This window comes from Micromonospora sp. NPDC049559, assembly GCF_040676675.1.
In the GTDB taxonomy this organism is placed as follows: Bacteria; Actinomycetota; Actinomycetes; order Mycobacteriales; family Micromonosporaceae; genus JBFAPK01.
Genome location: NZ_JBFAPK010000001.1, coordinates 529,366 through 555,476, shown reverse-complemented (window position 1 = coordinate 555,476; position 26,111 = coordinate 529,366). Strand labels below are relative to the sequence as shown.

Genomic DNA, 26,111 nt, shown 5'->3' with positions numbered 1-26,111 from the left:
CGTGACGGTGGCCGAGACGATCGACCTCGCCGCGGTATGGGCCGCGACGACCGACGAACTGGCCGACGAAATCGTCTCGGCACAACAGCGCGCCTACCTCCGGCTGACCCGGCTGCGGGCCATCGTCGAGGACACCGCGCTGCTCTCCGTACCGGACGCGTTCACCCGTGACGTGATCGAGTCCCGGCTCCGTCCGGCGATCACCGACGCGCTCTCCCGCCGGTTCGGCCGTTCCATCCAGGTCGCGGTGACGGTCCGCCCGCCGGACGACGCCACCGGCCGCCCCACCGGAACCATCTACGGCAGCGCCGCCTCCGGGGCGTACCCGGTGCTCGACGGTTACGCCGAGGGCGCCCCGCCCCTGGTCGAGCAGCGCGCCCTGCCGATCGACCCGCCGCCGGTACCGCGCCCGACCGGCGACTACACCCGCGAGCTTCCCCAGTCCGGCGGCGCCCCGTCGCATCCCGCCCCCACCGCGCCGCACGCCGGCACCCCCCGCAGCGGCGAGGCGCGGCCGGACCAGCCGGGCGGGCAGGACCACGCGGAGCGGGACGACCGGGACGGCGGCGCGTCCGCCGGAACCGGAGCGGCGCCGACCGGGTCCGCCCAGCAGTTCGCGGCACCGGAACTCGTGCTGCGGCCCGGCATGATCCCGAGCAGCCGGGACGGGCAGGAGACGCTCTTCTCCGCGTCGTACCCCGAGCCCTACGCCGAGCAGTACCCGGAGACCCGCCACGCGCCGGCGCCGTACCAGGAGCGGCGGACGCCGGTCGAGCGCGGCGTCGACCCGCACGGACCGCCACCGGTACGGCCCGAGCACCGCCAGTTGGAGCACCACTATCCCGGCGACGGCGGCCGGCGCGACGAACCGAGTCGCCCCTCCCTGCCCGGCCTGAGCGGTACCGACAGCGGCCCCGGCCGGGGCGGCCCCGTCGACCTGCGCCCCGGGCTGCGCGACGACCGGCGGGTGGGCGGCACCCCGGATTCCGGGGGCAACCGGCTCAACCCGAAGTACATGTTCGAGACCTTCGTCATCGGCTCGTCCAACCGCTTCGCGCACGCCGCGGCGGTCGCCGTCGCGGAGTCGCCCGCCAAGGCGTACAACCCGCTGTTCATCTACGGCAGCTCCGGGCTGGGCAAGACGCACCTGCTGCACGCGATCGGCCACTACGCCCAGACGCTGGGCAACGCCCGCTCGGTCCGGTACGTCTCGACCGAGGAGTTCACGAACGACTTCATCAACTCGCTGCGGGACGACAAGACCAGCGCCTTCCAGCGCCGCTACCGCGACGTCGACATCCTCCTGATCGACGACATCCAGTTCCTGGAGAACCGCGAGCGGACCCAGGAGGAGTTCTTCCACACCTTCAACACCCTGCACAACGCCAACAAGCAGATCGTGATCACGTCCGACCGCTCGCCGAAGCAGTTGGCGACGCTGGAGGACCGGCTCCGTACCCGGTTCGAGTGGGGGCTGCTGGCCGACATCCAGCCGCCCGACCTGGAGACCAGGATCGCGATCCTGCAGAAGAAGGCCGCGCAGGAGCGGCTCTTCGCGCCGCCGGACGTACTGGAGTTCATCGCCTCGCGGATCTCGAACAGCATCCGGGAACTCGAGGGGGCGCTGATCCGGGTCACCGCCTTCGCCTCGCTGACCCGCTCGCCCGTCGAGCTGTCGCTGGCCGAGGAGGTCCTGCGCGACTTCATTCCCGACGGTTCGGGTCCGGAGATCACCGCGGACCAGATCATGGTCTCGACGGCGGACTACTTCGGGGTGAGCCTGGAGGACCTGCGCGGGCAGTCCCGCTCGCGGGTCCTGGTCAACGCCCGTCAGGTGGCGATGTACCTGTGCCGGGAGCTCACCGAACTCTCGCTGCCGCGGATCGGGCAGGCCTTCGGTGGCCGGGACCACACCACCGTGATGCACGCGGACCGGAAGATCCGTCAGCAGATGGCGGAGCGGCGGTCGCTCTACAACCAGATCGCCGAGCTGACCAACCGGATCAAGCAGACCTCCTGAGCCGCCCCGAGGCCTGGACCCCGCGCGACCCCGTACGACTCCCCGGGCCGGCCTGAGCCCGCGGGCACCCGCGACCGGCCACCGCCGGTACTCGCCCCTGTCCGGCGGCGCCCCCCTCCCGCTCGCCCGTGCCCAGCGGCGTCCGCCGCCAATACGTCGCCGCCAACACGCCACGGGCGCCGCTCGCACACGTCGACGGGTACCGGCGTGTCCTGCGTCACCGCCGACCTTCGGTTGTACACAGGAAGTTATCCACCGATGGTGGACAACAGGTAGTGGTCGTCGACGAGGTTGCCCACAAGCTGTGGACAACCTCTGGGGAAACCGTTGTGGAAGAACACGGACGGTCACCGCGTCGTCCACCGGTGGCGGCCCGCTGTGGGTATCGTGTTGAAGGTTCTGGGGACGGCGCCCGTCGATACCCGAACGCTCCTCCACAGCACTGGGGAGAAACCCCGGGGAAAACCGGTGGATGACCGGTGGACAACCGTGGACAACCCGTCGGCGGCGGCCCGCTGTGGATGACGGACCGGGTTTCCACCCCGGATCTCCACACCCAACTCAGCGGTGGATAACCTTCTGACCTGGCGAAACTCTGGCTCTCCACAGTTTGCACAGCACCGATGAAGACGATGAGTTATCTCTTCAAGAGAACAAAAACCAATCATCACCGTTGGGCATTCTGTGGATTCCTCGCCAGCGCTCCGGGCAAACCTCGAAGCACCGGGGTCGGGCACACAGCCGAGGAGCACGCGCCCTAAGGTGCGATGGGGAGCCGCACGGTCGGCCGGGCCGGCTCACAGCCGCCGGCATGAGACAGTTGTCGTCGACGTCGACGCGGAGGCAGGGGCATGAAGTTTCGGGTAGAGCGTGACGCGCTCGCTGACGCTGTGGCGTGGACCGCGAAGAGTCTGCCCAGCCGGCCATCGGTGCCGGTGCTCGCCGGGGTGATGCTCCGGGTGACCGACGGGAACCTGCACGTCTCCGGCTTCGACTACGAGGTCTCCAGCCAGGTGACGGTCGAGGTGCAGGGCGACGCCGACGGCGCGGCGCTGGTCTCCGGCCGGCTGCTCGCCGAGATCACCAAGGCGCTGCCGGCCAAGCCGGTCGACATCGCCGCGGTCGGCGCCCACCTCGAACTGGTCTGCGGCAGCGCGCGGTTCACCCTCCCCACGATGCCGGTCGAGGACTACCCGACCCTGCCCGAGATGCCGGCCAGCGCCGGCACGGTCGACGCCGCGGCGTTCGCCGCGGCCGTCGCGCAGGTCGCCGTGGCCGCCGGCCGGGACGAGACCCTGCCGATGATGACCGGCGTACGGATCGAGCTGAACGGCTCGACGATGGCGATGCTGGCCACCGACCGCTACCGGCTGGCCCTGCGCGAACTCCAGTGGAACCCGGACGACCCCGAGGCGAGCATCAACGCCCTGGTGCCGGCGCGCACCCTGCACGACACCGCGAAGACGCTCGGCCCGCTCGGCGGCGAGGTGACCCTCGCCCTGGCGCACGGCGGCGCCGGCGAGGGGATGATCGGCTTCGCCGGTGGTACCCGGCGGACCACGAGCCGCCTGCTGGACGGCGCCAACTACCCGCCGGTCCGCTCGCTCTTCCCGGCGACCCACAACGCCGAGGCCCGGGTGCCGGTGGCCGCACTGGTCGAGGTCGTGAAGCGCGTCGCCCTGGTCGCCGAGCGCACCACGCCGGTGCTGCTGAGCTTCAGCTCCGACGGCCTGGTGGTCGAGGCGGGCGGCACCGAGGAGGCCCGGGCGAGCGAGGCGATGGACGCGACCTTCACGGGTGAGCCGCTGACCATCGGCTTCAACCCGCAGTACCTGATCGACGGGCTCCAGAACCTGGGCGCCGCCACCGCGGTGCTCTCGTTCGTGGACGCCTTCAAGCCGGCCGTGATCTCCCCGGCCGGCGAGGACGGCGAAGTCATTCCCGGCTACCGCTATTTGATCATGCCGATCCGGGTCACTCGCTGACCGCGCTGGCCCGGAGCACTGGAGGAAAGTAATGCAGCTCGGCCTCGTAGGTCTCGGCCGGATGGGTGGCAACATGCGCGAGCGGCTCCGGGCCGCCGGGCACGAGGTGGTCGGCTTCGACCGGAACCCGGAGGTGAGTGACGCCGCGAGCCTGGCCGAGATGGTCGACAAGCTCGCCGCGCCGCGCGCCGTCTGGGTGATGGTGCCGGTCGCGTTCACCGAGTCCACGGTCAACGAGCTGGCCGAGGTGCTCTCCCCGGGCGACATCGTGATCGACGGCGGGAACTCGCGCTACAACGACGACCTCCCCCGCGCCGAGCGGCTCAACGAGCGGGGCATCGGCTACCTCGACGTCGGCGTCTCCGGCGGCATCTGGGGCCGGACGGAGGGCTACGCCCTGATGGTCGGCGGCGCGCAGGAGCACGTCGAGCGGCTGATGCCGATCTTCGACGCGCTCAAGCCGGCGGGCGAGTTCGGCTTCGTCCACGCCGGCCCGGTCGGCGCCGGCCACTACTCGAAGATGGTCCACAACGGCATCGAGTACGGGCTGATGCACGCCTACGCCGAGGGCTACGAGCTGATGACGAAGTCCGAGCTCGTCACCAACGTGCCCGGGGTGTTCAAGTCGTGGCGCGACGGCAGCGTCGTGCGCTCCTGGCTGCTCGACCTGCTCGACCGGGCCCTGGACGAGGATCCCGAGCTGGCGAAGCTGCGCGGTTACGCCGACGACACCGGCGAGGGCCGGTGGACGGTCGAGGAGGCGATCCGCCTCGCCGTACCGATGAACGTCATCGCCGCCTCCCTCTTCGCCCGCTTCGCCTCCCGGCAGGACGACTCGCCGGCGATCAAGGCGGTGGCCGCGCTGCGCAACCAGTTCGGCGGACACCCGACCCACAAGAACTAACCGGCGTGCACGTCCGCCGGCTCGAACTGGTCGACTTCCGCTCGTACGAGCGGGTCGGGCTGGACCTCGAACCCGGCGCGAACGTCTTCGTCGGTCCGAACGGCGTGGGCAAGACCAACCTGGTCGAGGCGCTCGGATACGTGGCGACCCTCGGCAGTCACCGGGTCGCGGTCGACGCCCCGCTGGTACGGGCCGGCGCGGGCGCCGCCGTGATCCGCTGTGCGGTCGCGCACGACGGGCGGGAACTGCTGGTCGAGCTGGAACTGGTGCCCGGCAAGGCCAACCGGGCCCGGCTGAACCGCTCGCCGGTGCGACGGGCCCGGGAGGTGCTCGGCGCGCTGCGGCTGGTCCTCTTCGCGCCGGAGGATCTGGAGCTGGTCCGCGGTGACCCGGCCGAGCGCCGACGTTACCTGGACGAGCTGCTGGTGGCCCGGCTGCCCCGCTACGCGGGGGTACGGGCCGACTACGAACGGGTGATCAAGCAGCGCAACGCCCTGCTGCGCACCGCGTACCTGGCCCGCAAGACGGGCGGGTCCCGGGGCGGGGACCTCTCCACCCTCGACGTCTGGGACGCGCATCTCGTCCGGCACGGCGCCGAGCTGCTGGCCGGGCGGCTCGAACTCGTGGCCGCGCTGGCGCCGCACGTCGCGAAGGCGTACGACGCGGTGGCGGCCGGCCGGGGCGCCGCCGGGCTCGCCTACCGCCCGTCGGTGGAGCTCTCCGACCCGGTGCCGGACCGGGCCGCCCTGGAGGCGGCGCTGGCCGCCGCGCTGGCCGAGTCGCGGCGCAACGAGGTGGAGCGGGGCGTGACCCTGGTCGGGCCGCACCGCGACGACCTCGTGCTGACGCTGGGCCCGCTGCCGGCCAAGGGGTACGCCAGTCACGGCGAGTCCTGGTCGTACGCGCTGGCGCTGCGCCTGGCCGCGTACGACCTGCTGCGCTCGGACGGCATCGAGCCGGTGCTGGCCCTCGACGACGTCTTCGCGGAGCTGGACACCGGTCGGCGCGAGCGGCTGGCCGAGCTGGTCGGCGGGGCGAGTCAGCTCCTGGTGACCTGCGCGGTCGACGAGGACGTTCCGGCGGCGCTGCGCGGCGTCCGCTTCCAGGTCTCTCCCGGTGAGGTGCGCCGTGCCTGACGATCCCCGCCCCGCCGGCACGCCGCCGGCCGATCCCGCGCCCACGGCCCGGACCGGCGCCGCAGCCGCCGCCGGGGACTCCGCCGCCGACCACGGGGACCGCAGCGGGCCGGAGCTGGCCCGGGCGGTGCTCGACGCGGCCAAGGCCCGGCGCGAACGGGCCCGGCCTCGGCGGCGTACCGCCGGAGCGGATCTCGACGAGACGGGCGAGCCGGGCGCGACCGGGTCGGCGGGCCGCGGTGGCCAGCCGCGGCGGCGACCCCGGGGCTACTCCGGTCCGGGGCCCGACCCGCGCGATCCGCAGCTGCTCGGTACCGTGCTCGCCCGGCTGGTGAAGGCCCGCGGCTGGCAGCAGCCGGCGGCCGAGGCGACCGTCTTCGCCGCCTGGGAGCGGGTGGTCGGCCCGGAGGTGGCCAAGCACAGCCGGCCGGTGAAGCTGGAGAACGGCGAGCTGACGGTGGAGGCGGAATCTACCGCCTGGGCGACCCAGCTTCGGTTGCTGGCCGGGTCGCTGCTACAGCGGATCGGTGCTGTCGTCGGCCATAACGTGGTGCGCAAGCTGCACATCCATGGTCCGACCGCGCCGTCCTGGTCCCGTGGGCCGAGACGGGTAGCGGGCCGTGGCCCCCGGGACACGTACGGCTGACCGTCGCGCGGGGTCGGAGCCGGGCGGCGCCCCGCCCGACCGGCTCGCGCAACGCGGCGGCCAGCGGCCGGCCACCGTCACGTACCACGGCGGCGAGCGACCGCCGGCCGGCGCGCGGCGCGCTCGACAGCGGGGACCGCTCCTCGCCCGGCCGCTGCCGGCCGCGCAGCGCGCCGAGCGCCACTCCGGCGGTCGCCGACGCGAGCGCCGCCGCCGTACCGGCCAGGACCAGCGTCTGCCGTGGCCCGGCGTGTTCGGCCAGCCAGCCCAGCAGCGGCGCGCCGACCGCGCCGGAGACCGAGCCGGTCACCGCGAGCGCGGCCAGCACCCGACCGCGCATCGCGCCGGCCGTGTCGAGCTGGGCCCGGGTGCCGACGGCGGTGTCGATCAGTACCGCGGCCGCCGCGATCGGCAGGACCAGCGCGGCGAAGCTCAGGGCCCCTGGAGCGAGGCCGGCGCAGATCTGCAACAGGCTGGCGAGCAGGCCGGCACCGACCAGCATCCCGTAGCTCAACTCGCGTAGCCGGGCCGCCACGAGCGCACCGACGACCGTGCCGACGGCGAAGACGGTGGAGAAGGAGCCGTAGCCGGAGGCGCCCGCGTGCAGCGGCCCGTCGCTCATCGCCGCCATGGTCACCTGGTAGTTCCGGCCGAGGCTGCCGAGCACGAACGAGAGCAGCAGCGCGGTGAGCACCACCGGCTGGCGGCGCAGGTACGCGAGGCCGGCCCGGACGCCGCCGCGCTCGTCGCCGCCCGTCGGCGTCAGCTGCTCGGTGTGCAGCTCCCCCGGGCGTACGGCGAGCAGCGCGACCACCACGGCGCCGAAGCTGACCGCGTTGATCGCGAAGAGCGGGCCGGGGCCGGCCGCGGCGACCAGGACGGCGCCGACGCTCATGCCGAGGATCCGGCCGGCGGAGTTGGTCAGCGAGCCGAGCGCGAGCGCGTTGCCGAGGGTCTTCCGGTCCACCAGGGTCGAGCCCCAGCGCCCCATGACCGGGCCCTCGATCGCCACCACGGCGCCGCCGAGCAGCGAGATCGCGTAGATCGCCGGCAGCCCGCCCGTGCCGGACCAGGCGACGACGGCGAGCGCCGCCGCGAGGACCGCGCTGACGACCTGGGTACCGACCAGCAGCGGCCGGGCGGGCAGCCGGTCGGCCAGCGCGCCGCCCCAACCGCTCAGCAGCAGCGCCGGGATGGTCTGGAGCAGGACGGCGAGGCCCATCTTGGTGGCCGAGCCGGTCTGTTGCAGGACGTACCAGTTGATGCCCAGGACCTGCATCCAGGTGCCGATGACCGATACGAAACCGGCGCCGGCGAAGATGCGGTAGTTGCGGAAGCGCAGCGCGGCGAACGTGGAGCGCATGGGGGTGAGGCCGACCTTCCCTCCGGACGGCGGCGGTGCCCGCTCACGACGTCCCGACGCGCCTGCCGACCCTCGGCGGCGCCGTCACCAAGGGTGACGGCTTCGGCCCGATTTGTCGGCTCCGGGTGAGCAGAGTCACGACCGGGCCGGCCGGGTCCCGCCGGCGGGCGGCGGTGCCGGCCAGGCGATCAGGAGTCGGCGTAGACGGCGAACCCGCGGTTGGCGCAGCGCCGGTAGAAGCCGGCCAGCACGGCCAGTTCGGAGCGGGGAAAGCTCCACTGCGGGGCGGCGCCCGATTCGTCGCGCAACGCGTCGAGCCGGCTCTCCAGCCAGCGCAGCTGCTGCTCGGCGAGGCGCCCGTCGGCGAGGGCGGCCCGGAGTACGGCGCCGACCGTGTCGAAGGTCACCGTCTCGCCGTGCTGCTCGTGCGCCTCGACGAAGCGCTCCAGCCCGCCGGCGATCCAGGCGCAGCCGTCCGGGTCGATCACCGGGTCCTCGTCCTCGGCCGCGGCCTCTGTGGCGTACAGCACACCTTCGAGGCCGAGCAGCAGGTCCACCAGCTCGGTGTAGGCGGTGGCGCGTACGGTGCCGGTCTTGGCCACGTGTCCGGCCAGCGCCGCCGTCGGCGCCGCGACCTCGGGGTCGTCGGCGAGCTTGCCGAAGTCGACGAACTCGGCCGGCGCCACCGGGTCGTAGAAGCGGCCGGTCCGCGGCCAGTGCACCGCGACGTTGTCCAGCCCCATCGGCCGTCACCTTCCTGAGCACGTTACGAACCGGTCGTCCCGGACGCCCAAACCGCACTCGGCGGGCCATTGGGGACCATAGACGGCGACGCAAAGTTACGACACGGCGGACGGTTCGCGCGACCCCCGAGCGGGCAGATGACACCGGGCCTGGGCGACCGCCGGCGGGCCCGGTGTGCCCGGGGCTCCGGGGCCGCCGGGGGACGCTCGGCCGGCCGGGCGGACATCCGGGCGGTCGGGACCGGATCGGGGTGCCGGAGCGTCGGCGCGTGTAGGGGGTCGCGGACGGCGCCGTTCGGCCGGCTATGGAGGTCTCAGGTGCCCCACAGGGGGTGCCGAGTACCCGTTCTGTCGTCCGCGCACAGTAGGATCGGTGGGAGACGCGGATACGGAGCGGAGCGAACGACACGGGCCCTGCCGGCCCGCGTCACCTCCTCCGCCATCGTGTCCGAGCCGATCGCGATCCGCGGGCACCCGCGGCGAGCGGTGCCTCGGCCCGTACCCCGGAAGTTGATCGTGGTGCCGGTCCGCGCGCCCTCGTCGCACCTGCCCGCCGAACCCGCGCCCCCCGCGCCCCGGCGCTCGGGCGGGCGCGAGAAAGTGGCCAAGGTGGCAGCGGAGAAGAAGCAGGACTACACCGCCGAATCACTGACCGTTCTCGAGGGCCTGGAGGCCGTGCGGAAGCGGCCGGGTATGTACATCGGGTCGACCGGTGAGCGTGGTCTGCACCACCTGGTCTGGGAGGTCGTGGACAACGCGGTGGACGAGGCGCTCGCCGGCTACTGCGACACGATCGAGGTCGTCCTGCTCGCCGACGGCGGCGTGCGGGTCACGGACAACGGCCGTGGCTTCCCCGTCGACCTGCACCCGAAGCTGAAGAAGCCGGGTGTCGAGGTGGCGCTGACCGTGCTGCACGCGGGCGGCAAGTTCGACGGGAAGGCGTACGCCGTCTCCGGCGGCCTGCACGGCGTGGGCGTCTCGGTGGTGAACGCGCTCTCGGTACGGATGGCCGTGGAGATCCAGAAGTCCGGTTTCTTCTGGCGGCAGCAGTACCACAACTCCAAGCCGTCGCCGCTGGAGAAGGGTGAGCCGACCAACGCCACCGGCTCGGCGGTCTCCTTCTGGCCGGACCCGACGATCTTCGAGACCGTCGAGTTCTCCTTCGAGACGATCTACCGCCGGCTCCAGGAGATGGCGTTCCTGAACCGCGGCCTCACCATCCAGCTCCGGGACGAGCGGGTCCAGGACGAGGAGGGCAAGCCGCGCGAGGTGACCTTCTGCTACAAGGGCGGCATCGCCGACTTCGTCCGGCACCTCAACGCCTCGAAGAACCCGATCCACCGCACGGTGGTCGAGTTCGGCGCCGAGGAGGAGGGGATGGCGGTCGAGATCGCCATGCAGTGGAACGAGTCGTACGGCGAGTCGGTCTACACCTTCGCCAACACGATCAACACGCACGAGGGCGGTACCCACGAGGAGGGCTTCCGGGCGGCGCTGACCAGCGTGGTCAACCGGTACGGCGCGGACAAGAAGCTGCTCAAGGGCGACGAGAAGCTCTCCGGCGAGGACATCCGGGAGGGGCTCGCCGCGATCATCTCGGTCAAGCTGGCGAACCCGCAGTTCGAGGGGCAGACCAAGACCAAGCTCGGCAACACGCCGGTGAAGAGCTTCGTCCAGCGGGTCTGCAACGAGTGGTTGGTCGACTGGCTGGACCGCAACCCGGCCGAGGCCAAGACCATCATCACCAAGGCGTCGCAGGCGGCCCGGGCCCGGATCGCCGCGGCCCAGGCCCGCAAGCTGGCGCGCCGCAAGTCGCTGCTGGAGTCGGGGTCGATGCCGGGCAAGCTGGCCGACTGCCAGTCGACCGACCCGCGCGAGTCCGAGCTGTTCATCGTCGAGGGCGACTCGGCCGGCGGCTCGGCGAAGCAGGGGCGTGACCCGCGTACCCAGGCGATCCTGCCGATCCGCGGCAAGATCCTGAACGTGGAGAAGGCCCGGATCGACCGGGTGCTCAAGAACAACGAGGTCCAGGCGCTGATCACCGCGCTCGGTACGGGCATCCACGACGACTTCGACATCGAGAAGCTGCGGTACCACAAGATCGTCCTGATGGCCGACGCCGACGTCGACGGCCAGCACATCCAGACGCTCCTGCTCACCCTGCTGTTCCGGTTCATGCGGCCGCTGGTCGAGCTGGGCCACGTCTACCTCGCGGCCCCGCCGCTATACAAGATCAAGTGGAACCGCAAGGGCGACGACGCGCAGTACGCGTACTCCGACCGGGAGCGCGACGGCCTGATCGCGCTGCGCCAGCAGAAGAAGCCCAACGCCAAGCCGGACGACATCCAGCGGTTCAAGGGTCTGGGCGAGATGAACTACCCGGAGCTGTGGGAGACCACGATGAACCCGGCGACGCGGACCCTGCGCCAGGTCACCCTCGACGACGCGGCAACCGCCGACGAGTTGTTCAGCGTCCTGATGGGGGAGGACGTGGAGGCGCGGCGCTCCTTCATCCAGCGCAACGCGAAGGACGTACGGTTCCTGGACATCTGAGTTGGGTACCGCGGACCGGGCGGCCCGTGCCGCGTCGGTCCGCGGTTCCACATGGTTATCCACAGCTTGAACGGTTTCCACAGCCGTTATCCACAGTGAGATGCGGCTTTTAGTCTGATAAGGGTTGCCAGTGACGGATACTCCCGAGTCCTTCGACAGCGAGCCGGAGGCGCCCGCCCCCGCCGGCGGTGCGGTCATCTCGCACGACCGGATCGAGCCGGTGGGGCTCGAGGTGGAGATGCAGCGGTCGTACCTCGACTACGCGATGAGCGTGATCGTCGGCCGGGCGCTGCCGGACGTACGGGACGGGCTCAAGCCCGTACACCGGAAGATCCTCTACGCCATGTTCGACTCCGGCTACCGGCCGGACCGCGGCTACGTGAAGTGCTCGCGGGTCGTCGGCGACGTGATGGGTCAGTTCCACCCGCACGGCGACTCCGCGATCTACGACGCGCTGGTCCGGATGGCGCAGACCTGGTCGCTGCGCTACCCGCTGGTCGACGGCAACGGCAACTTCGGCTCGCCCGGCAACGACCCGGCGGCGGCCATGCGGTACACCGAGTGCAAGCTCGACCCGCTCTCGATGGAGATGCTCCGGGACATCGACGAGGACACCGTCGACTTCCAGGACAACTACGACGGCCGGGCCAAGGAGCCGACGATCCTGCCGTCGCGCATCCCCAACCTGCTGGTCAACGGCTCCGAGGGCATCGCGGTCGGCATGGCGACCAAGATCCCGCCGCACAACCTGCGGGAGATCGCCGCGGCCGTGCAGTGGTGCCTGGAGCACCCGGACGCGGACGAGCCCACCACCCTCGACGCGCTGATCGAGATCGTCAAGGGCCCGGACTTCCCCACCCACGGCCTGATCGTGGGGACCGCGGCCATCCAGGACGCGTACCGCACCGGCCGCGGTTCGATCCGGATGCGCGCCGTGGTCGACGTCGAGGAGGACAAGCGGGGCCGTACCTCCCTGGTCGTCACCGAGCTGCCGTACCAGGTGAACCCCGACAACCTGGCCGAGCGCATCGCCGAGCTGATCAAGGAGGGGAAGCTCGCCGGAATCGCCGACATCCGGGACGAGTCCTCCGGGCGTACCGGTATGCGGATCGTGCTGGTGCTGAAGCGGGACGCGGTCGCCAAGGTCGTCCTCAACAACCTCTACAAGCACACGCAGCTCCAGGAGACCTTCGGCGCCAACATGCTGGCGCTGGTCGACGGGGTGCCGCGCACGCTGAACCTGGCCCAGTTCATCCGCTACTACGTCGAACACCAGATCGACGTGATCCGGCGGCGGACCGCGTACCGGCTGCGCAAGGCCGAGGAGCGGGCGCACATCCTGCGTGGTCTGGTCAAGGCGCTGGACATGCTCGACGAGGTGATCGCCCTGATCCGGCGCTCGCCGACCGTCGAGGACTCCCGCCAGGGCCTGATGCAGCTGCTCGAGGTCGACGAGATCCAGGCGACCGCGATCCTCGACATGCAGCTGCGCCGGCTGGCCGCCCTGGAGCGCCAGAAGATCATCGACGAGCTCGCCAAGATCGAAATTGAGATCGCCGACCTGCAGGACATCCTGGCGAAGCCGGAGCGGCAGCGGAAGATCATCTCCGAGGAGCTCGGCGAGATCGTCGCCAAGTGGGGCGACGACCGGCGTACCCAGATCCTGCCGTTCGACGGCGAGGTCTCGATGGAGGACCTGATCGCCCGCGAGGACGTCGTGGTCACCATCACCCGGACCGGGTACGCCAAGCGCACCAAGGTCGACCTGTACCGGTCGCAGCGCCGGGGCGGCAAGGGCGTCAGCGGCGCCACGCTGCGCCAGGACGACATCGTCAGCCACTTCTTCGTCTGCTCGACGCACGACTGGATGCTCTTCTTCACGAACAAGGGCAGGGTGTACCGGGCCAAGGCGTACGAGTTGCCGGAAGCCAGTAGGGTGGCCAGGGGTCAGCACGTGGCCAACCTGCTCGCCTTCCAGCCGGACGAGCAGATTGCCCAGGTCATCGAGATCCCGAACTACCAGGTCGCGCCGTACCTGGTGTTGGCGACGAAGAACGGGCTGGTCAAGAAGACGCGACTGGAAGAGTTCGACTCCAACCGATCCGGCGGCATCATCGCGATCAACCTCCGCGACGAGGACGAGTTGGTCGGCGCCGCACTCGCGGGACCGGAGGATGATCTACTACTGGTCTCGAAGAACGCACAGGCGATTCGCTTCAACGCCACGGACGAGGCGTTGCGGCCGATGGGCCGGGCAACCTCCGGCGTCATCGGGATGCGCTTCAGCGAGGACGACGTCCTGCTGGCCATGGAGGTGGTCCGGGAGGGCATGGACGTGCTGGTGGCAACGAACGGGGGCTACGCAAAACGTACCCCGATCGAGGAATACCCGGTCCAGGGCCGGGGAGGTAAAGGTGTACTGACTGCAAAGATCACCGAACGTCGGGGCGGGCTGGTCGGAGCGGTCGTGATCAGCCCGGACGACGAGCTGTTCGCGATCACCAGTAACGGCGGCGTGATTCGGACTCCGGTGAAGCCTGTACGCCGTACACGTGACCGGAACACAATGGGGGTCAAGCTGATGGACCTTCCAGACGGCGTGACCATCGTGGCCATTGCTCGCAATGCCGACGAGCCTGACGAACAGGACTAGTTGATGACGGAGACACAGGCGAAGTCGGGGAGCGCGGGAGCCTCGACCAATCCGGCCGACGAGGAGGCGGCCGGTAGCGGCGCAGCGGCGACTGGCCGGGCCGTCGTCGGCCGGGCGACCGTCCCCGCCGACGCGCCGTCGCCCAAGTTCACCCGGGCACCGGGGATGCCCCCGCCGCCGGAGAAGCCGAGCGACCAGCAGGCCACCGGCGAGGTGGAGGCCCCGACCGGGGACGCCGCGAAGGGCACCCAGAGCGCGAAGGGTACGCAGCCGGCGGGCGCGGCCACATCGGCCACGACCTCCTCGTCCTCCGCCTCGGGGGACGCCGGCAAGTCCTCGTCCACCTCGGCCACGGCCACACAGCCCAAGTCGCCCTTCAGCCGGCCGCAGAGCGGTGCGGCCCGGCCGACCGGGGGCGGCAACGTGGTCGGCTCGCTCGCGGGCGGCAGCGCCGTGGTGGGCGCGGCCCGGGTCACCGAGGCCGTACGCGCGGCCCGCAACACCGTCGGTTCCGCCGCCTCCCGCGGACCGCGCCGGGCCCGGCTGAACGTCAAGCGGATCGACCCCTGGTCCGTCATGAAGTTCTCGTTCGCGGTCTCGCTGGTGCTCTTCATCGTCGTGGTCGTCGCCACCGCCGTGCTGTACCTCGCGCTGGACGCGATGGGCGTCTTCGACAGCGTGAACAGCAGCCTGACCGACCTGGTCAGCGCGAGCGGGCAGACCTCCGGCGACCTGCGGATCACGGCCAAGGGAGTCATCCTCACCTCGGTCCTCGTCGGGCTGGTGAACGTCGTCCTCTTCACCGCGCTCGCGACCCTGGGCGCGTTCGTCTACAACGTCTGCGCCGACCTGGTCGGCGGGATCGAGCTGACGCTGGCCGAGCGCGACTGAGCTTCCTACAGGCGCTGACGACGCCGGGGTGCCACTGCGGCACCCCGGCGTCGTTCTATTGCGGTGGCGGACCGGTGGCGCCGCGCGGTAGCGTCTGCGCGGCGAGGCCGGCCGCCAGGTCGGGATCGGTCCGGTGGCGGGTGGCGACGGCCGACCCGGCGCCGGCCGGAGAATCGCCGGTCGGAGCGAGGTGCCCGCCCCGAGTTGGGCCAAGCCCACGAGGTACGGTAACCTTGCTCGGCGCACGGGGGGCTATAGCTCAGTCGGTTAGAGCGCAGAGCTGATAACTCTGAGGTCGATGGTTCGATTCCATCTAGCCCCACCATCACAACTGGGACACCACCAGCCGAGCGCGAGGGATCTCCTCATGTTGAAGAAGCTTCTGATCATCGTCGGCGTGGTCGGCGTTGCGGCTCTCGTCGTGAAGAAGGTCAAGGACGCCAACGACGAGCGCGCGCTGTGGCACGAGGCCACCACCGCGCCCGACCTGCGGTAATTTCCTCGCAGGCGATCGCACCCGCCGGTGGCCGCGCCGCCGCGGGGCCGTAGCTCAACTGGCAGAGCACTGCCTTTGCAAGGCAGGGGTTAGGGGTTCGAGTCCCCTCGGCTCCACCCGTGACCCTTGAGCCTGGCCCGGAAGGTGATCGTTCTCCGGACCAGGCTCTGCCGCTACCGATCGATTTCCGGGCGGCTACCGATACCCGACCGTGAAGTGTCGGTCGTCGCGCGGATTCTCCAGCTCGTCCAGGACGGCGACGGCGAGGTCTTCGGCCGAGATCCGGGACGCGCCGTCGGCGTCGGTGACGAGCGTCGTCGTGCCCCGGCGGTACGACCCGGTGCGGGTTCCGGGTTCGAGGATGGCGGGCGGGCTGAGGTAGACCCAGTCGGCCGGGTGCCTCCGGCAGGCGTCCAGTTGGGCGACGCTGGCGGCGGCGATGGTCCGCCAGGCCGCCGGCACGTACTCCGGGTCGTCCAGGACGAGCCGGTCGGGGCGTCCCGGCGACCGCAGCGGGCCCGCACCACCGACGACGAGGACGCGGGTCCCGGCCGTCGCGGCGGCGTCGAGCAACGACGTGGTGGTCGCGGTGACGGTGTGCTCGTACCCGGGGGCGGGACGGGTCGCCGCCACGACGGCATCCGTACCGTCGAAGAGCCTGCGCAGCGCGCCGCGATCGGTGGCGTCGCCCTCGACGTAGGTCACGCCGGGCGGCGGCGGTGCCGCCGGTCGGCGGCGCCGGAGTACGGCGGCGACGTCGTGCCCCCGGGTCGCGGCCTCGTGGACGACGCGCGAGCCGACCATGCCGGCCGCTCCGACGACGACGATTCTCATCGAACCGCTCCTTCCGCTACCAGCCGCGGGCCGGCCGGGCGTCGCCGGGCGGGTGCGGGCAACTGCCCCGCGACGATCGCGGCGAGCGAGAGCCCGAACCCGAGGAGTTCGACCGGGCCGAGCGTCTGGCCCAGCAGGACCGCGCCGAGCAGCGCGGCGACCAGCGGCGAGAGCAGTCCGAGGACCGCGACCGAGGTGACCGGCAGCGCGGTGACGCCACGGAACCACAGGACGTACGCGGCCAGCCCGCCGACCAGGCCGAGCCAGAGGTAGCCGAGGGCGGCGGGCGGGTCGATCGCCGGCGGCGGCCCCTCGACGAGGAGGGTGACGGGCGTCAGGAAGAGACCGCCCGCGCTGAGCTGCCAGCCGGCGAAGGCGGTGGGACTCACTCCGGCGGGACGCCCCCAGCGCTTGGTGAGCGTCACCCCGAGCGCCATCGTGGCGGCGCCACCGAGGCCGGCCGCGATCCCCACGGCGTCGAGCGCGGCGTCCGGCCCGATCACCACCAGCCCGACGCCGAGAACGCCGATCACGCCCCAGCCGATCCGCCAGCCGGACGTGCCCTCCCGCAGGACCGTCGCGGCCAGGACGGCGACGACGAGCGGCTGTACCGCGCCGAGGGTCGCCGCGACACCGCCCGGCAGCCGCTCGGCCGCGGCGAAGAGCAGCGGGAAGAAGAGCCCGATGTTCAGTACGCCCAGCGCGGCGGCCTTTCCCCACCACGCCCCGCGCGGCAGCGTACGGGTGATCGCGAGCGCGACCAGGCCGGCCGGCAACGCGCGCAGGAGCCCCGCGAACAGCGGGTGCCCCTCCGGAAGGAGTTCGGTGGTGACGACGTAGGTGGTGCCCCAGGAGAGCGGGGCGAGCGCGGTCAGGGCGGTGCGCGGCAGGTTGGCGTGGAAGGCGCCGGCACCGGCCCCGGCGGAGAGTCTCTCCGTTCCGGAACTTGTCATACGGACATCTCAGCCGTGGAGCCATCGATGAGTCCAACACATGTTTGTCATCCCATCCATCTACGGAGAAGATTGATCGATGGAGCTCCAGCAACTGCGGTACGTCCTCGCCGTCGCCGAGACGAACAGCTTCACCCGCGCCGCGCAACGGTGCCTGGTCGTCCAGTCCGCGCTCAGCCACCAGATCGCGCGCCTGGAGCGGGAGCTCGGCGCGAGGCTCTTCGAGCGGACCAGCCGCCAGGTGCGCCTGACCCCGGCCGGCGCGGCGTTCCTCCCCGCCGCCCGCCAGTGCGTGGACGCCGCCGAACGCGCGGCCGCCGAGGTCGCGGCGGCGGTGGGAGAGGTACGGGGACGGCTCGCGGTGGGCCTGATCCCCACGGTCGCGGCCGTCGACATCCCGGCCAGGCTCCGCGAGTTCCGGCGGCGGTACCCGTACGTGCGGGTCGGGCTGCGCGTGGGCGCGAGCGGCGAACTGGTCGAGCAGGTCAGGCAGGGCCTCCTCGACGTGGCGTTCCTGGGGCTGCCGGCGACCGCGCGACCGCGGGGGGTCGAGGCGCACGAACTCGCCCGGGACCGGCTGGTCGCCGTGGTCGCGCCGGACCATCCGCTCGCGGACGAACCGGCGGTCGACCTCCACCGGCTCGCCGCCGAGACCTTTGTCGACTTCCCGGCCGGCAGCGCCGGGCGGGCGCAGACCGATCAGGCGTTCTCGGCCGCCGGCCTCGCCCGCGACGTCGCCTTCGAGGTGACCGCCGCCGCCGACCTGATGGCCCGGCTCGTCGCCGAGGGCCTCGGCGTCGCCATGCTCCCCTCCGCCTACGTGCCGCAGCTCACCGGCGTGACCACGATCGAGGTCGTCGACGCGCCGGCCCGGGTCGAGTATCTCGTCTGGAACGGCCTCGGCCGGACGCCCGCGGTGAACGCGTTCCTCGCCGTACTCGGGGTCGCGACCGGGCCCGGCCCGCAGCGACCCGGACCGGAGCGACCCGGACCGGGCGGGCTGCCGTCCGGTGCGTGAGCGGACGGTACGATCCGCTCGATGCGTACGGCCGGCGGGGAAGACGCGACGCGGATCTTCGACGCGCAGCGCGGCCGGCTCCGGTCGATCGCCTACCGGATCCTCGGCCGGTTCACCGACGCCGAGGACGTGTTGCAGGACGCCTGGCTGCGCTGGAGCGCCGTCGACGTCGCGAGGGTCGGCGATCCGGAGGCGTTCCTGGTCCGGGTCACCACCCGGCTGGCGATCGACCGGCTGCGCAGCGCCCAGTCCCGCCGCGAGCTGTACGTCGGTCCGTGGCTGCCCGAGCCGATGCTGACCAGCCCCGACGTCGCCGAGGACGTGGTGCTGGCGGAGTCCGTGTCGAGCGCCATGCTGCTGGTGCTGGAGAGCCTGACCCCGCTGGAACGGGCGGTCTTCGTGCTGCACGAGGCGTTCGGCTACGGCCTCGCGGAGATAGCCGGGATCGTGGACCGGAGCGAGGCGTCGGTACGGCAGACCGCCCGGCGGGCCCGCGAGCACGTCGACCAGCACCGGGTCCGCTACCAGACCGACCCGGCCACCCGGGCCGAGGTGACCGAACGCTTCCTGGCCGCCTGCGCCGGCGGCGACCTGAGGCGGCTGATGGAGGTGCTCGCGCCGGAGGTGCGGCTGGTCAGCGACGGCGGTGGCCTGGCGCCGGCACCGCGCCGGACGGTCGAGGGGCTGGAGTTGGTCGCCCGGGCCCTGCTCACCTTCGCCGGCCGGATGCCACCGGACCCGCGTACCGAAATCGTCCAGTTCAACGGCGGTCCCGGCATCGTCGTCCACTCCGGTGCCACGCCGGTGGTCGCGATCAGCCTGCACCTGGTGGACGGTGTCGTGGACACCATCCACCTGGTGAGCAACCCCGAGAAGCTGGCCGGCCTGCGCGCCGACTGAACCCGGGCACCGGCTGAACCCCCGGGGCGCCGGCTGAAACCCCGGGTCCGGCGGCGCGCCCGCCGGGGCGCCGTCAGCGCGCTCGGCGGGTCGCCCGGCCGCCCGGGAGGGAGAGGAACCGGCCGGGCAGATCCACGCGCCGCAGCAGCCGGTACGTCGCGGTCGGGCTGGCGGTGACGCACTCCTTGTACGCGACCGCCCAGCGCCCGGCGAGGTACCACCGGCGCGGCGAGTCGTCGGCGTGGGTGAACTGGATGACCGCGTCGCCGCGGCCGAGGCTGACCGGCTGGTGGACGTACCCGAAGCGGAACGGCCGTCCCCGCCGGCCGCGCAGGTCCCGGGCGATCACGTCGGCCGCGTGGATCCCGCTCGGGATGCCGCTCTGGCAGGTGCCGTGGATCGTGCCCCAGGGCTCCCGGATCGCGGCCGCGTCGCCGATGGCGTACACCTCCGGGTGCGATACCGAGCGCAGCGTGGGGTCCACGACGATCCGGTTCCGGTCGTCGACGGCGAGCCCCGACTCGGCCGCCAGCGGATGCGCGGTGAAGCCGGTGGTCCAGAGGCAGGCGTCCACGGGGACCCGCTCCCCGTCCGCAAGCACGACCGCGTCGGACCGGACCACGGTCACCTCGACTCCGGCGCGTACCTCGACGCCGAGGCGTCGCAGCGCCCGGTCCAGGTACCGGCGGGCCCGGTCGTGCATCAGCGGCCCCGGCGCCCCACGGCTGAGCAGGACCACCCGCAGCCGCGGGTAGCGCTCGGCGATCTCGGTGGCGGCCTCGACCCCGGTGAGACCCGCGCCGCAGACCGCCACCGTCCCGCCGGCCGCCGTCCCGCTGACGGCCGTCCCGCCGGCGTCCGTCCCGCTGACGGCCGTCCCGCCGGCACCTGTTTCGTCCGTGACCGCACCGCCCGCCGCCGCGCCGGCCAGGTCCGCCAGCCGGGCGGCGAGCCGGGCCGCGCTCCGCGGGCTGTCCAGGGTGTACGCGTGCTCCGCCGCGCCCGGTACGGGGGCCGGGTCGGCGACGCTGCCGATGGCGTACACCAGGGTCTCGTAGCCCAGGCGCGCCTCGCCGTTGCCGGTGCTGACCGTGACCTCACGCCGTCGCGGGTCGATGGCGGTGGCCCGACCGCGCCGGAACTCGACGCCGAGCCCGGCGACCAGCCGCGGGATCGAGTGTTCGGCCAGCTCCTGGCCGGTGGCGAGCTGGTGCATCCGCAGCCGCTCGGTGAAGCGCTCGGACGGGTTCACCAGGGTCACCCGGCCGCCCGCGCGCCGGGTCCGCCGGGCGACCCGGATCGCGCAGACCACGCCGGTGTAACCCGCGCCCAGTACCACGATGCGGTGGATTCTCGTGCTGCTCGACATGTCTCCTCCGGTGGCCGGCGCCCCGGGTGGGCGCCTCACCCGCACGGACGGCGTCGGCGCCCGCCACGTGAGCCGGGCGGCGGGTGACCTCCACCACGCCGCCCGCCGACTCTCTCGCCGGTCGTCGCGGGTCGGCCCGGGCGCGGTCGGGGATTCTGTCGTCCGGATGATGGCGCGCGGCGGCGGTGGGCGACAGACTCGTCGGCGTGGCGGACGCAATCGACGACTACGTGATCGCGGTCGACCGGCGGCTGTACGGCTCGGGCCGGGTTCGCGCCGACATGCTCGCCGAGATCCGGGACGCGCTGGACGACGCCGCCGACGCGTACCGGGACGCGGGATTGGCCGACGGGGACGCGCGGCGGGCGGCCGTGGCCGAGTTCGGTCCGGCCCGCCGGATCGCCGCCGGGCTACAGGACACGCTCGCCGTCGCGCAGGGGCGCCGTACCGCCTGCCTGCTCTTCTGGGTGCTGCTCGCCCCGTACGCGGCGGCCGAGTACGCGAGCCGGCACGGGCACTGGGAGCAGTCCTGGGGCGGCGTGTCGCCCGGCGGGGCGTACCTGTGGCTGGCCCGGGCGGTCGACCTGTTCAACCTCGTCGCCCTCGCGGGCGCGGCGGGCAGTTGGATACTGCTGCGCTGGGGTCCGCGCGTCGTCGACCTCGGCCGCGCGGCGGTACGTGGAACCGCGCTGCTCACGGTCGCCACGGCCGGGACGACGCTGCTCGCGGCGGCGCTGCTGACCGTACCGGCGCCCCGGGTGGGCCTCGCCGACCTGGGCGGCGCGCTGGCCTGGTGGGCACCACCGTTCGCCGCCGTGTTCTTCTCCGCCGCTCGTACCTGGCGCGCCGCCGCCGGGGTGACGGGCTAACCCTGCCCCACCCCGCCGCGGGATCCCTCCGGCCGGGACCCCGGCTCCGGCGCCGGCTTCGCCCCCGGCCCGGGCTCCGGTTCCGGGTGGGGCGTGGACTCCGACCGGGGCGCCGGGCCCGGCTCCGGCGCCGGCTGGGCGGCAGGCTCCGGAGCCGTGTCGGGGACCGCGTCCGGGGTTCCGTCCGGCTCCGGGCGGATCAGCCGGCCGATCGCCGTGTTGCCGAGGGTGGCACCGAAGGCGCTGCCCGCCGCGATGCCCCAGCCGACCGGACCGAGCGGCGTACAGCCGAAGAACTGGCTCACGCCCGGCGTCTGGATCACCGCGGCGAGCAGGCCCATCGAGGCGGCGGCGGAGGCCAGCACCGTCGGACTCGCGCCGCCGTCCACCACCGTCTGTCCGAGCTGGGTGGCGACCAGCGAGGCGAGCGCGACCGTACCGGCCCGGCGCCGGCGGCCAGTGAAGCGGGCCAGGGTCCAGCCCGCGGTCGCCCCGAGCGTGGTGGAGGCGGCCCGCTGCGCGATCTCCTTGTTCAGGGTGGCGCCGAGGGAGGTGTCCGGGCCCTCGGTCAGCAGGTCGTCGGCGGAACCGTCGGCCGGTGGGCGTACCGCGATGGCCATCGCCGGCGCGAGGTCGGTGAGCAGGTTGACCAGCAGCAGCTGCCGCCCGTTGAGCGCCGAGCGCCCGGTCACCGCGGCGCTGAGCACGCTGAACGCGATCTCGCCGAGGTTCCCGCCCACCAGGATGCTCAGCCCGTGGCGTACCGACGACCACATCGCCCGCCCCTCGACCAGGGTCGCGATGATCGTCTCCAGCCGGTCGTCGGTGACCACCAGGTCGGCCGCGGCCCGAGCGGCGGGCGTGCCGCGCTGGCCGAGCGCGATGCCGACGTCGGCGAGCCGGATCGCGGGGGCGTCGTTGGCGCCGTCACCGGTCATCGCCACGGTACGCCCGCACTTCTGCAACGCCTGGATGATGCGTACCTTGTGCGTCGGCGTGCACCGGGCGACCACGTCGGTGCGGGTGAGCAGCTCGGCCAGCGCCTCGTCGTCGAGCTGCTCCAGCTCGGCGGCGGTCACCACCCGCTGGGTACCGCCGTCGGTGCTGATGATGTCGGCGATCGCGGCGGCCGTGGCGGGATGGTCGCCGGTGATCATGATGGTGTGCACGCCGGCCGCCCGGATCCGCCGCACCGCGGGAGCCGCGCTGGAGCGGACCCCGTCGGCGAGGGTCAGGAAACCCACGAAGGTCAGGTCCCGCACGTCCTCGTCGGTGACCGTGCCGGCGGACACGTCCCGCTCGGCCACGGCGAGGATCCGGTGCCCCGCGCCGGCGTGCTCGCCCACCATCCGGTGCAGCTCCTCCCGCCCGCCCTCGTCCAGCGGCTCGTCGCCGCCGCCGGTGCGGCGCCGGGCGCAGCGCGGCAGCACCCGCTCCGGCGCGCCCTTCACGCTCAGCAGGAACCGGCCGCCCCGCCCGTCGCCCACGGTGGCGTGGTAGCCGCGGGACGGCTCGAACGGCAGCGCGCTGACCTGACTCCACCCGCGCGCGCCGGTCCCCACCTCGACACCGGCCCGCTCGGCACCGGTCAGCACCGCCCGGTCGGTCTGCTGGATCCCCTCCGAGTCGCCCTCGGGCGGCGGCGTGGCCCGCAGGGCGGCCGCGAGCACCGGGCGGAGCCGCTCGTCGAGCGCGTCGACCCGGGCGTACCGCCGCGCGTCGCCAACCCCGGCGAGCCGCAGCTCCCCCTCGGTGAGGGTGCCGGTCTTGTCGAAGCAGAGCACGTCCACCCGGCCCAGCGCCTCGACCGTACGGGGGTTGCGCACCAGTGCGCCGTGCTCGGCGAGCCGCCGGGCCGCGGCCAGCTGGGCGGCGCTGACCAGGAAGGGCAACCCCTCCGGTACGGAGGCCACGGCGAGGTTCGCGGCGGTCGCCGCGCTCTGCGCCAGCGGTACGCCGCGCAGCAGGCCCGCGCCGGCCACCGCGACCGCGGAGGAGGCGGCGAGCGGGATCGACTTCTGGGTCAGGCCGCCGAGCCGGGCCTCGACCCCGCTGCTGGGCGCCGCCTCGCGGGCCATCGCCAGGCCCCGGCCGACCTCGGTCCCGGCGCCGGTCGCCACCACCACCGCCGTACCGCGGCCGGCCGCCACCGTCGTCCCCTCGTAGAGCATCGACCGCCGGTCGGCGACGGCCGCCGCCACCACCGGCTGGCCGGTCTTCGGTACCGGCAGCGACTCCCCGGTCAGCGACGACTCGTCCGCCTCCAGCCCCTCGGCCTCGATCACCCGGCAGTCCGCCGGAATGGCGTCGCCCGGCGCGAGCGCGATGACGTCGCCGGGTACCAGCTCGTCGGCGGCGACCACCCGCTCCTCGCCGTCGCGCCGGACCCGCGCCGTCACCGCCGAACGGGACAGCAGCGCGGCCAGCGAACGCTCGGTACGCATCCGGTGCCCGGCCCCGATCAGCGCGGAGAGCCCGATCACGCCGCCCACCAGCGCCGCGTCCACCAGCGAGCCGACCGCGGCCGAGAGGCCGGCACCGCCGACGAGCACCGGGGTCAGCGGGTTCGCCAGCTCCTCCACGAAGGCGCGACCGAGGGTGAGCCCGTCGGCCGATCCGTCGGTCGGCTCCCGCCGGCGGCGTACCGCCTCCTCGGTGCCGAGCCCGTCCGGCGTCGTGTCGAGGCGGGCCAGCACGGCGCGGGTCGGCATCAAGTGCCACGGGGTGCTCGGCGGGGTCGGCGCCGCCGACGGCCGGGGCAGGTTCCGCGCCCGCCACGCCCCGTACGCGTGCGAGAGCGCCGCCGCGCCGTTGACCGCGGACATGGCCTGCCGGGGCAGGTGCGTCCGCGGGGCGGTGAGCGCCGTGAGCGATCCCAGGCCGGACCCGGCGCCGGCCAACATCGTGCCGTGCCGGGCGACCACGCGGGCGATGCCGGCCGCCTCGACGACCAGGGTCGGTACCTTGAGGTCGGCGCCGACGAGCAGGTGCGCGCCCCAGGGCGGGTTCTGCTCCGGCCGCCAGACCCCAAGACCGCAGTCCGCCGCGCCGAGGGCGGCCGGCGAGCGGGAGACCAGCATCACCATCGCGCCCTCGTCCTGCAGCTCGCGCACGGAGGAGCAGAGCCGGTCGCCGCCGGGTATCACGCGGTCGGCGAAGTCGTACCGGCCCGGCCCGTCGGTGGTCGCGACCACGACGCGCAGGCCGGACCGGCGCGCCGCGGCGGGCAGCGCCTCCAGTCCCGGGGCCGGCTCGGCGTCGACGCGGACCACGGCCACCAGCACGTCCCGCTCAACCAGCCCGAGCACCGTACCGCCGTCGGCGCCGAGCCGGGCGATCTCGGCCTCCGCGCCGCCGGTACCGACCCCGAGCCGGTCGAGCGGGCCGAGCCGCCAGCCGTCGGCGTCCCGTACCGCCCCCGCGTCGTCCGGTTCGAACAGCTCGAACGCCCGTACCGCGATCTCCTCGGCGTCCCGCCCCGGCAGCGGTACCAGGTCGCTGAGGACGGCGCGCTCGGAGCGGAGCACGTCCGCGTCGAGCACGAGGGTGTCCATCCGGTCCAGCTCGCGCAGGACCGCGCGGTCCATGGCGATCACTCCCCGCCGGGCGAGGATCCGGCCGAGGTGGGCGGCGTACCCCTCGCGGGCGGCCAGGGCGGCCTTGGGCAGGCCCGCCAGGGCGAGGGAGGCGGCCCGCTTGGGCCCGACCATGGGCAGCGCCATGGCGCCCGCCGCCGCGCCGGCCGTGAGGCTGCGCACCACGTACCGTTCCAGCGGGTCCTTGGGCTTCGGGCACGAGCGCTGCACGACCGGCCCGGCGACGGCGCGTTCCGGGTCCCCGGCCAGCTGCGGCTCGGCCGCCCGCCAGGCGGCGAGTTGGGCGCGCGCCTCGCCCCACTGGAGGGCCCGTTGCAGGCCGTCGACCGCGATGCCCGTCCACCCGCCGGCCAGGCCCTGGACCAGCGCCTCGGCGAGTGGCAGGACCGACTCGGCCCGCTGGTCGCCGGGGAGCCCGCGCCCGACCAGCGCCCGCAGCCGGGGATGCAGTTCGACCACGGCGAGCAGCCCGGCCACCTCGCCCGGTACCGGGGTGAACGGGAGGATGCGGGTCACCGCCGAGAGCCCCAGCCCGACCGCGTCGGCGGTGATCGTGGAGAGGGCGCGCCGGGTCCGGGGGCCCTCCTCGGGCGGATGGGGGCGGGCGGTGTCGCCGTCGGGCCGCAACCCGTCGGTACGTTCGACCCGGGCGATCGTGGCGATCAGGTCGCGCAGCCGGGGCTCCGGCGGTTCGACGGCGACCACGACGCGGCCGGTGGGGGCGTTGACGCGGGCCCAGGCGACCCCCGTCAGCTGGCCGAGTTCCTCCTCGACGCGGCGGGCCAGCGGTTCGCCGTCGGGCTCCGCGACACCGCGTACCTCGATGTGGTGCCGGCCGTCGCGGGACCAGACCCCGCGCCGGCTCAGCCCCGCCGCCCGGGCGGCCCGGTGCAGCGCCGCGCCGGCGTTCTGGGAGACCGTCGTGACGAGATCGGGCAGCGCGGGTAGCGCGGGTGGCGCGAGCGAGGGGAGTGCTGGTAGCGCCCGGATGCCGGGCCATCGGAGGGGCGTCATGGAGATCCGACGGCACCGTGCGATCGGGCGGCGGGGGGCCGGTGCGCGGAGGACCGGGCCGGCACCCGTGGGGGTAGCGGGCCCGAGACCGACCGTACGAAGCCCTCGCCGTTGCCCGTCGTGTACGCCATATCGCCCTCCGTGCCTCGATCGGCGATGGCTTCCCGG

General features: G+C 73.4%; 17 protein-coding genes, 2 tRNA genes and 1 pseudogene. 14 read left to right on the top strand and 6 right to left on the bottom strand.

Annotated elements, in window-relative coordinates; all coding sequences use genetic code 11:
• Positions 1–7 precede the first annotated feature (7 nt).
• The 5 genes from dnaA (at position 8) to AB0J86_RS02450 (ending at position 6,691) form a co-directional block, all read left to right on the top strand.
• The gene (gene dnaA, locus AB0J86_RS02470; protein ID WP_363851220.1) at positions 8–2,020 is read left to right on the top strand and encodes a chromosomal replication initiator protein DnaA; all 2,013 of its coding nucleotides are present in this window, start codon (positions 8–10) and stop codon (positions 2,018–2,020) included.
• 851 nt (positions 2,021–2,871) lie between these two features.
• Positions 2,872–4,005, top strand: a complete 1,134-nt coding sequence (gene dnaN / locus AB0J86_RS02465; RefSeq protein ID WP_363851217.1) for a DNA polymerase III subunit beta — start codon at positions 2,872–2,874, stop codon at positions 4,003–4,005.
• Positions 4,006–4,036: 31 nt separating this feature from the next.
• Positions 4,037–4,909 carry a phosphogluconate dehydrogenase (NAD(+)-dependent, decarboxylating) gene (gnd, locus tag AB0J86_RS02460; protein WP_363851214.1) on the top strand — a complete coding sequence of 291 codons (873 nt, stop codon included), beginning with the start codon at positions 4,037–4,039 and terminating at the stop codon, positions 4,907–4,909.
• A gap of 5 nt (positions 4,910–4,914) precedes the next feature.
• Positions 4,915–6,045 (top strand): DNA replication/repair protein RecF, encoded by a 1,131-nt coding sequence (recF, locus tag AB0J86_RS02455; protein ID WP_363851211.1) that lies wholly within the window; start codon positions 4,915–4,917, stop codon positions 6,043–6,045.
• Positions 6,038–6,691, top strand: a complete 654-nt coding sequence (locus AB0J86_RS02450; RefSeq protein ID WP_363851208.1) for a DciA family protein — start codon at positions 6,038–6,040, stop codon at positions 6,689–6,691. Before recF ends, AB0J86_RS02450 begins: the two co-directional genes overlap by 8 nt.
• Positions 6,692–6,941: 250 nt before the next feature.
• Here the strand turns inward: AB0J86_RS02450 and AB0J86_RS02445 are convergent.
• A pseudogene (locus AB0J86_RS02445) lies at positions 6,942–8,054 on the bottom strand (MFS transporter); the annotation flags it as partial.
• A gap of 188 nt (positions 8,055–8,242) precedes the next feature.
• Positions 8,243–8,797: a hypothetical protein gene (locus AB0J86_RS02440; RefSeq protein ID WP_363851204.1), complete on the bottom strand. Its 555-nt coding sequence runs from the start codon at positions 8,795–8,797 to the stop codon at positions 8,243–8,245.
• Between the two features lie 609 nt (positions 8,798–9,406).
• On the opposite strand from AB0J86_RS02440, the gene gyrB reads away from it, so the two are divergent.
• The 6 genes from gyrB to AB0J86_RS02410 all read left to right on the top strand — a co-directional run bounded on the left by gyrB (position 9,407) and on the right by AB0J86_RS02410 (position 15,506).
• Positions 9,407–11,350, top strand: a complete 1,944-nt coding sequence (gene gyrB, locus AB0J86_RS02435) for a DNA topoisomerase (ATP-hydrolyzing) subunit B (RefSeq protein WP_363851201.1) — start codon at positions 9,407–9,409, stop codon at positions 11,348–11,350.
• Between the two features lie 130 nt (positions 11,351–11,480).
• A complete protein-coding gene (gene gyrA, locus AB0J86_RS02430; protein ID WP_363851198.1) occupies positions 11,481–14,003 on the top strand; it encodes a DNA gyrase subunit A in 2,523 nt (840 codons plus the stop codon).
• Positions 14,004–14,006: 3 nt separating this feature from the next.
• Positions 14,007–14,894, top strand: coding sequence for a DUF3566 domain-containing protein (locus AB0J86_RS02425; RefSeq protein ID WP_363851195.1), 888 nt, complete (start codon positions 14,007–14,009; stop codon positions 14,892–14,894).
• Positions 14,895–15,142: 248 nt separating this feature from the next.
• Positions 15,143–15,219: transfer RNA gene (locus AB0J86_RS02420), tRNA-Ile, on the top strand.
• A gap of 42 nt (positions 15,220–15,261) precedes the next feature.
• Positions 15,262–15,390, top strand: coding sequence for a DLW-39 family protein (locus AB0J86_RS02415; RefSeq protein ID WP_363851192.1), 129 nt, complete (start codon positions 15,262–15,264; stop codon positions 15,388–15,390).
• 43 nt (positions 15,391–15,433) lie between these two features.
• Positions 15,434–15,506: transfer RNA gene (locus tag AB0J86_RS02410), tRNA-Ala, on the top strand.
• Between the two features lie 79 nt (positions 15,507–15,585).
• On the opposite strand, the gene AB0J86_RS02405 is transcribed toward AB0J86_RS02410, so the two are convergent.
• The gene (locus AB0J86_RS02405; RefSeq protein ID WP_363851189.1) at positions 15,586–16,224 is read right to left on the bottom strand and encodes an NAD(P)H-binding protein; all 639 of its coding nucleotides are present in this window, start codon (positions 16,222–16,224) and stop codon (positions 15,586–15,588) included.
• The gene (locus tag AB0J86_RS02400; protein ID WP_363851186.1) at positions 16,221–17,177 is read right to left on the bottom strand and encodes an EamA family transporter; all 957 of its coding nucleotides are present in this window, start codon (positions 17,175–17,177) and stop codon (positions 16,221–16,223) included. Before AB0J86_RS02400 ends, AB0J86_RS02405 begins: the two co-directional genes overlap by 4 nt.
• 79 nt (positions 17,178–17,256) lie before the next feature.
• On the opposite strand from AB0J86_RS02400, the gene AB0J86_RS02395 reads away from it, so the two are divergent.
• Both AB0J86_RS02395 and sigJ read left to right on the top strand, forming a co-directional pair.
• Entirely contained in the window at positions 17,257–18,195 is a 939-nt protein-coding gene (locus AB0J86_RS02395) for a LysR family transcriptional regulator (RefSeq protein ID WP_363851183.1), read from the top strand.
• A gap of 21 nt (positions 18,196–18,216) precedes the next feature.
• Positions 18,217–19,095 (top strand): RNA polymerase sigma factor SigJ, encoded by an 879-nt coding sequence (sigJ, locus tag AB0J86_RS02390; RefSeq protein WP_363851181.1) that lies wholly within the window; start codon positions 18,217–18,219, stop codon positions 19,093–19,095.
• Positions 19,096–19,168: 73 nt separating this feature from the next.
• On the opposite strand, the gene AB0J86_RS02385 is transcribed toward sigJ, so the two are convergent.
• Positions 19,169–20,464, bottom strand: a complete 1,296-nt coding sequence (locus tag AB0J86_RS02385; protein ID WP_363851178.1) for an FAD-dependent oxidoreductase — start codon at positions 20,462–20,464, stop codon at positions 19,169–19,171.
• 206 nt (positions 20,465–20,670) lie between these two features.
• Here AB0J86_RS02385 and AB0J86_RS02380 point away from each other — a divergent pair, with 206 nt between their 5' ends.
• Complete coding sequence (locus AB0J86_RS02380) at positions 20,671–21,333, top strand: permease prefix domain 1-containing protein (protein ID WP_363851175.1); 663 nt, start codon at positions 20,671–20,673, stop codon at positions 21,331–21,333.
• On the opposite strand, the gene AB0J86_RS02375 is transcribed toward AB0J86_RS02380, so the two are convergent.
• On the bottom strand, positions 21,330–25,943 hold the full coding sequence (locus AB0J86_RS02375; protein WP_363851172.1) for a cation-translocating P-type ATPase: 4,614 nt from the start codon (positions 25,941–25,943) through the stop codon (positions 21,330–21,332). The genes AB0J86_RS02380 and AB0J86_RS02375 overlap by 4 nt on opposite strands.
• Between the last annotated feature and the right edge of the window lie 168 nt (positions 25,944–26,111).

What these genes read in the sequence shown, in the direction of transcription:
- AB0J86_RS02415 (WP_363851192.1), top strand. Translation starts at nt 15,262, where the DNA reads ATGTTGAAGAAGCTTCTGATCATCGTCGGCGTGGTCGGCGTTGCGGCT.
- AB0J86_RS02440 (WP_363851204.1), bottom strand. Translation starts at nt 8,797, where the DNA reads ATGGGGCTGGACAACGTCGCGGTGCACTGGCCGCGGACCGGCCGCTTC.
- sigJ (WP_363851181.1), top strand. Translation starts at nt 18,217, where the DNA reads ATGCGTACGGCCGGCGGGGAAGACGCGACGCGGATCTTCGACGCGCAG.
- AB0J86_RS02395 (WP_363851183.1), top strand. Translation starts at nt 17,257, where the DNA reads ATGGAGCTCCAGCAACTGCGGTACGTCCTCGCCGTCGCCGAGACGAAC.
- gnd (WP_363851214.1), top strand. Translation starts at nt 4,037, where the DNA reads ATGCAGCTCGGCCTCGTAGGTCTCGGCCGGATGGGTGGCAACATGCGC.
- dnaN (WP_363851217.1), top strand. Translation starts at nt 2,872, where the DNA reads ATGAAGTTTCGGGTAGAGCGTGACGCGCTCGCTGACGCTGTGGCGTGG.
- AB0J86_RS02400 (WP_363851186.1), bottom strand. Translation starts at nt 17,177, where the DNA reads ATGACAAGTTCCGGAACGGAGAGACTCTCCGCCGGGGCCGGTGCCGGC.
- AB0J86_RS02405 (WP_363851189.1), bottom strand. Translation starts at nt 16,224, where the DNA reads ATGAGAATCGTCGTCGTCGGAGCGGCCGGCATGGTCGGCTCGCGCGTC.
- AB0J86_RS02385 (WP_363851178.1), bottom strand. Translation starts at nt 20,464, where the DNA reads ATGTCGAGCAGCACGAGAATCCACCGCATCGTGGTACTGGGCGCGGGT.
- AB0J86_RS02425 (WP_363851195.1), top strand. Translation starts at nt 14,007, where the DNA reads ATGACGGAGACACAGGCGAAGTCGGGGAGCGCGGGAGCCTCGACCAAT.
- AB0J86_RS02375 (WP_363851172.1), bottom strand. Translation starts at nt 25,943, where the DNA reads ATGACGCCCCTCCGATGGCCCGGCATCCGGGCGCTACCAGCACTCCCC.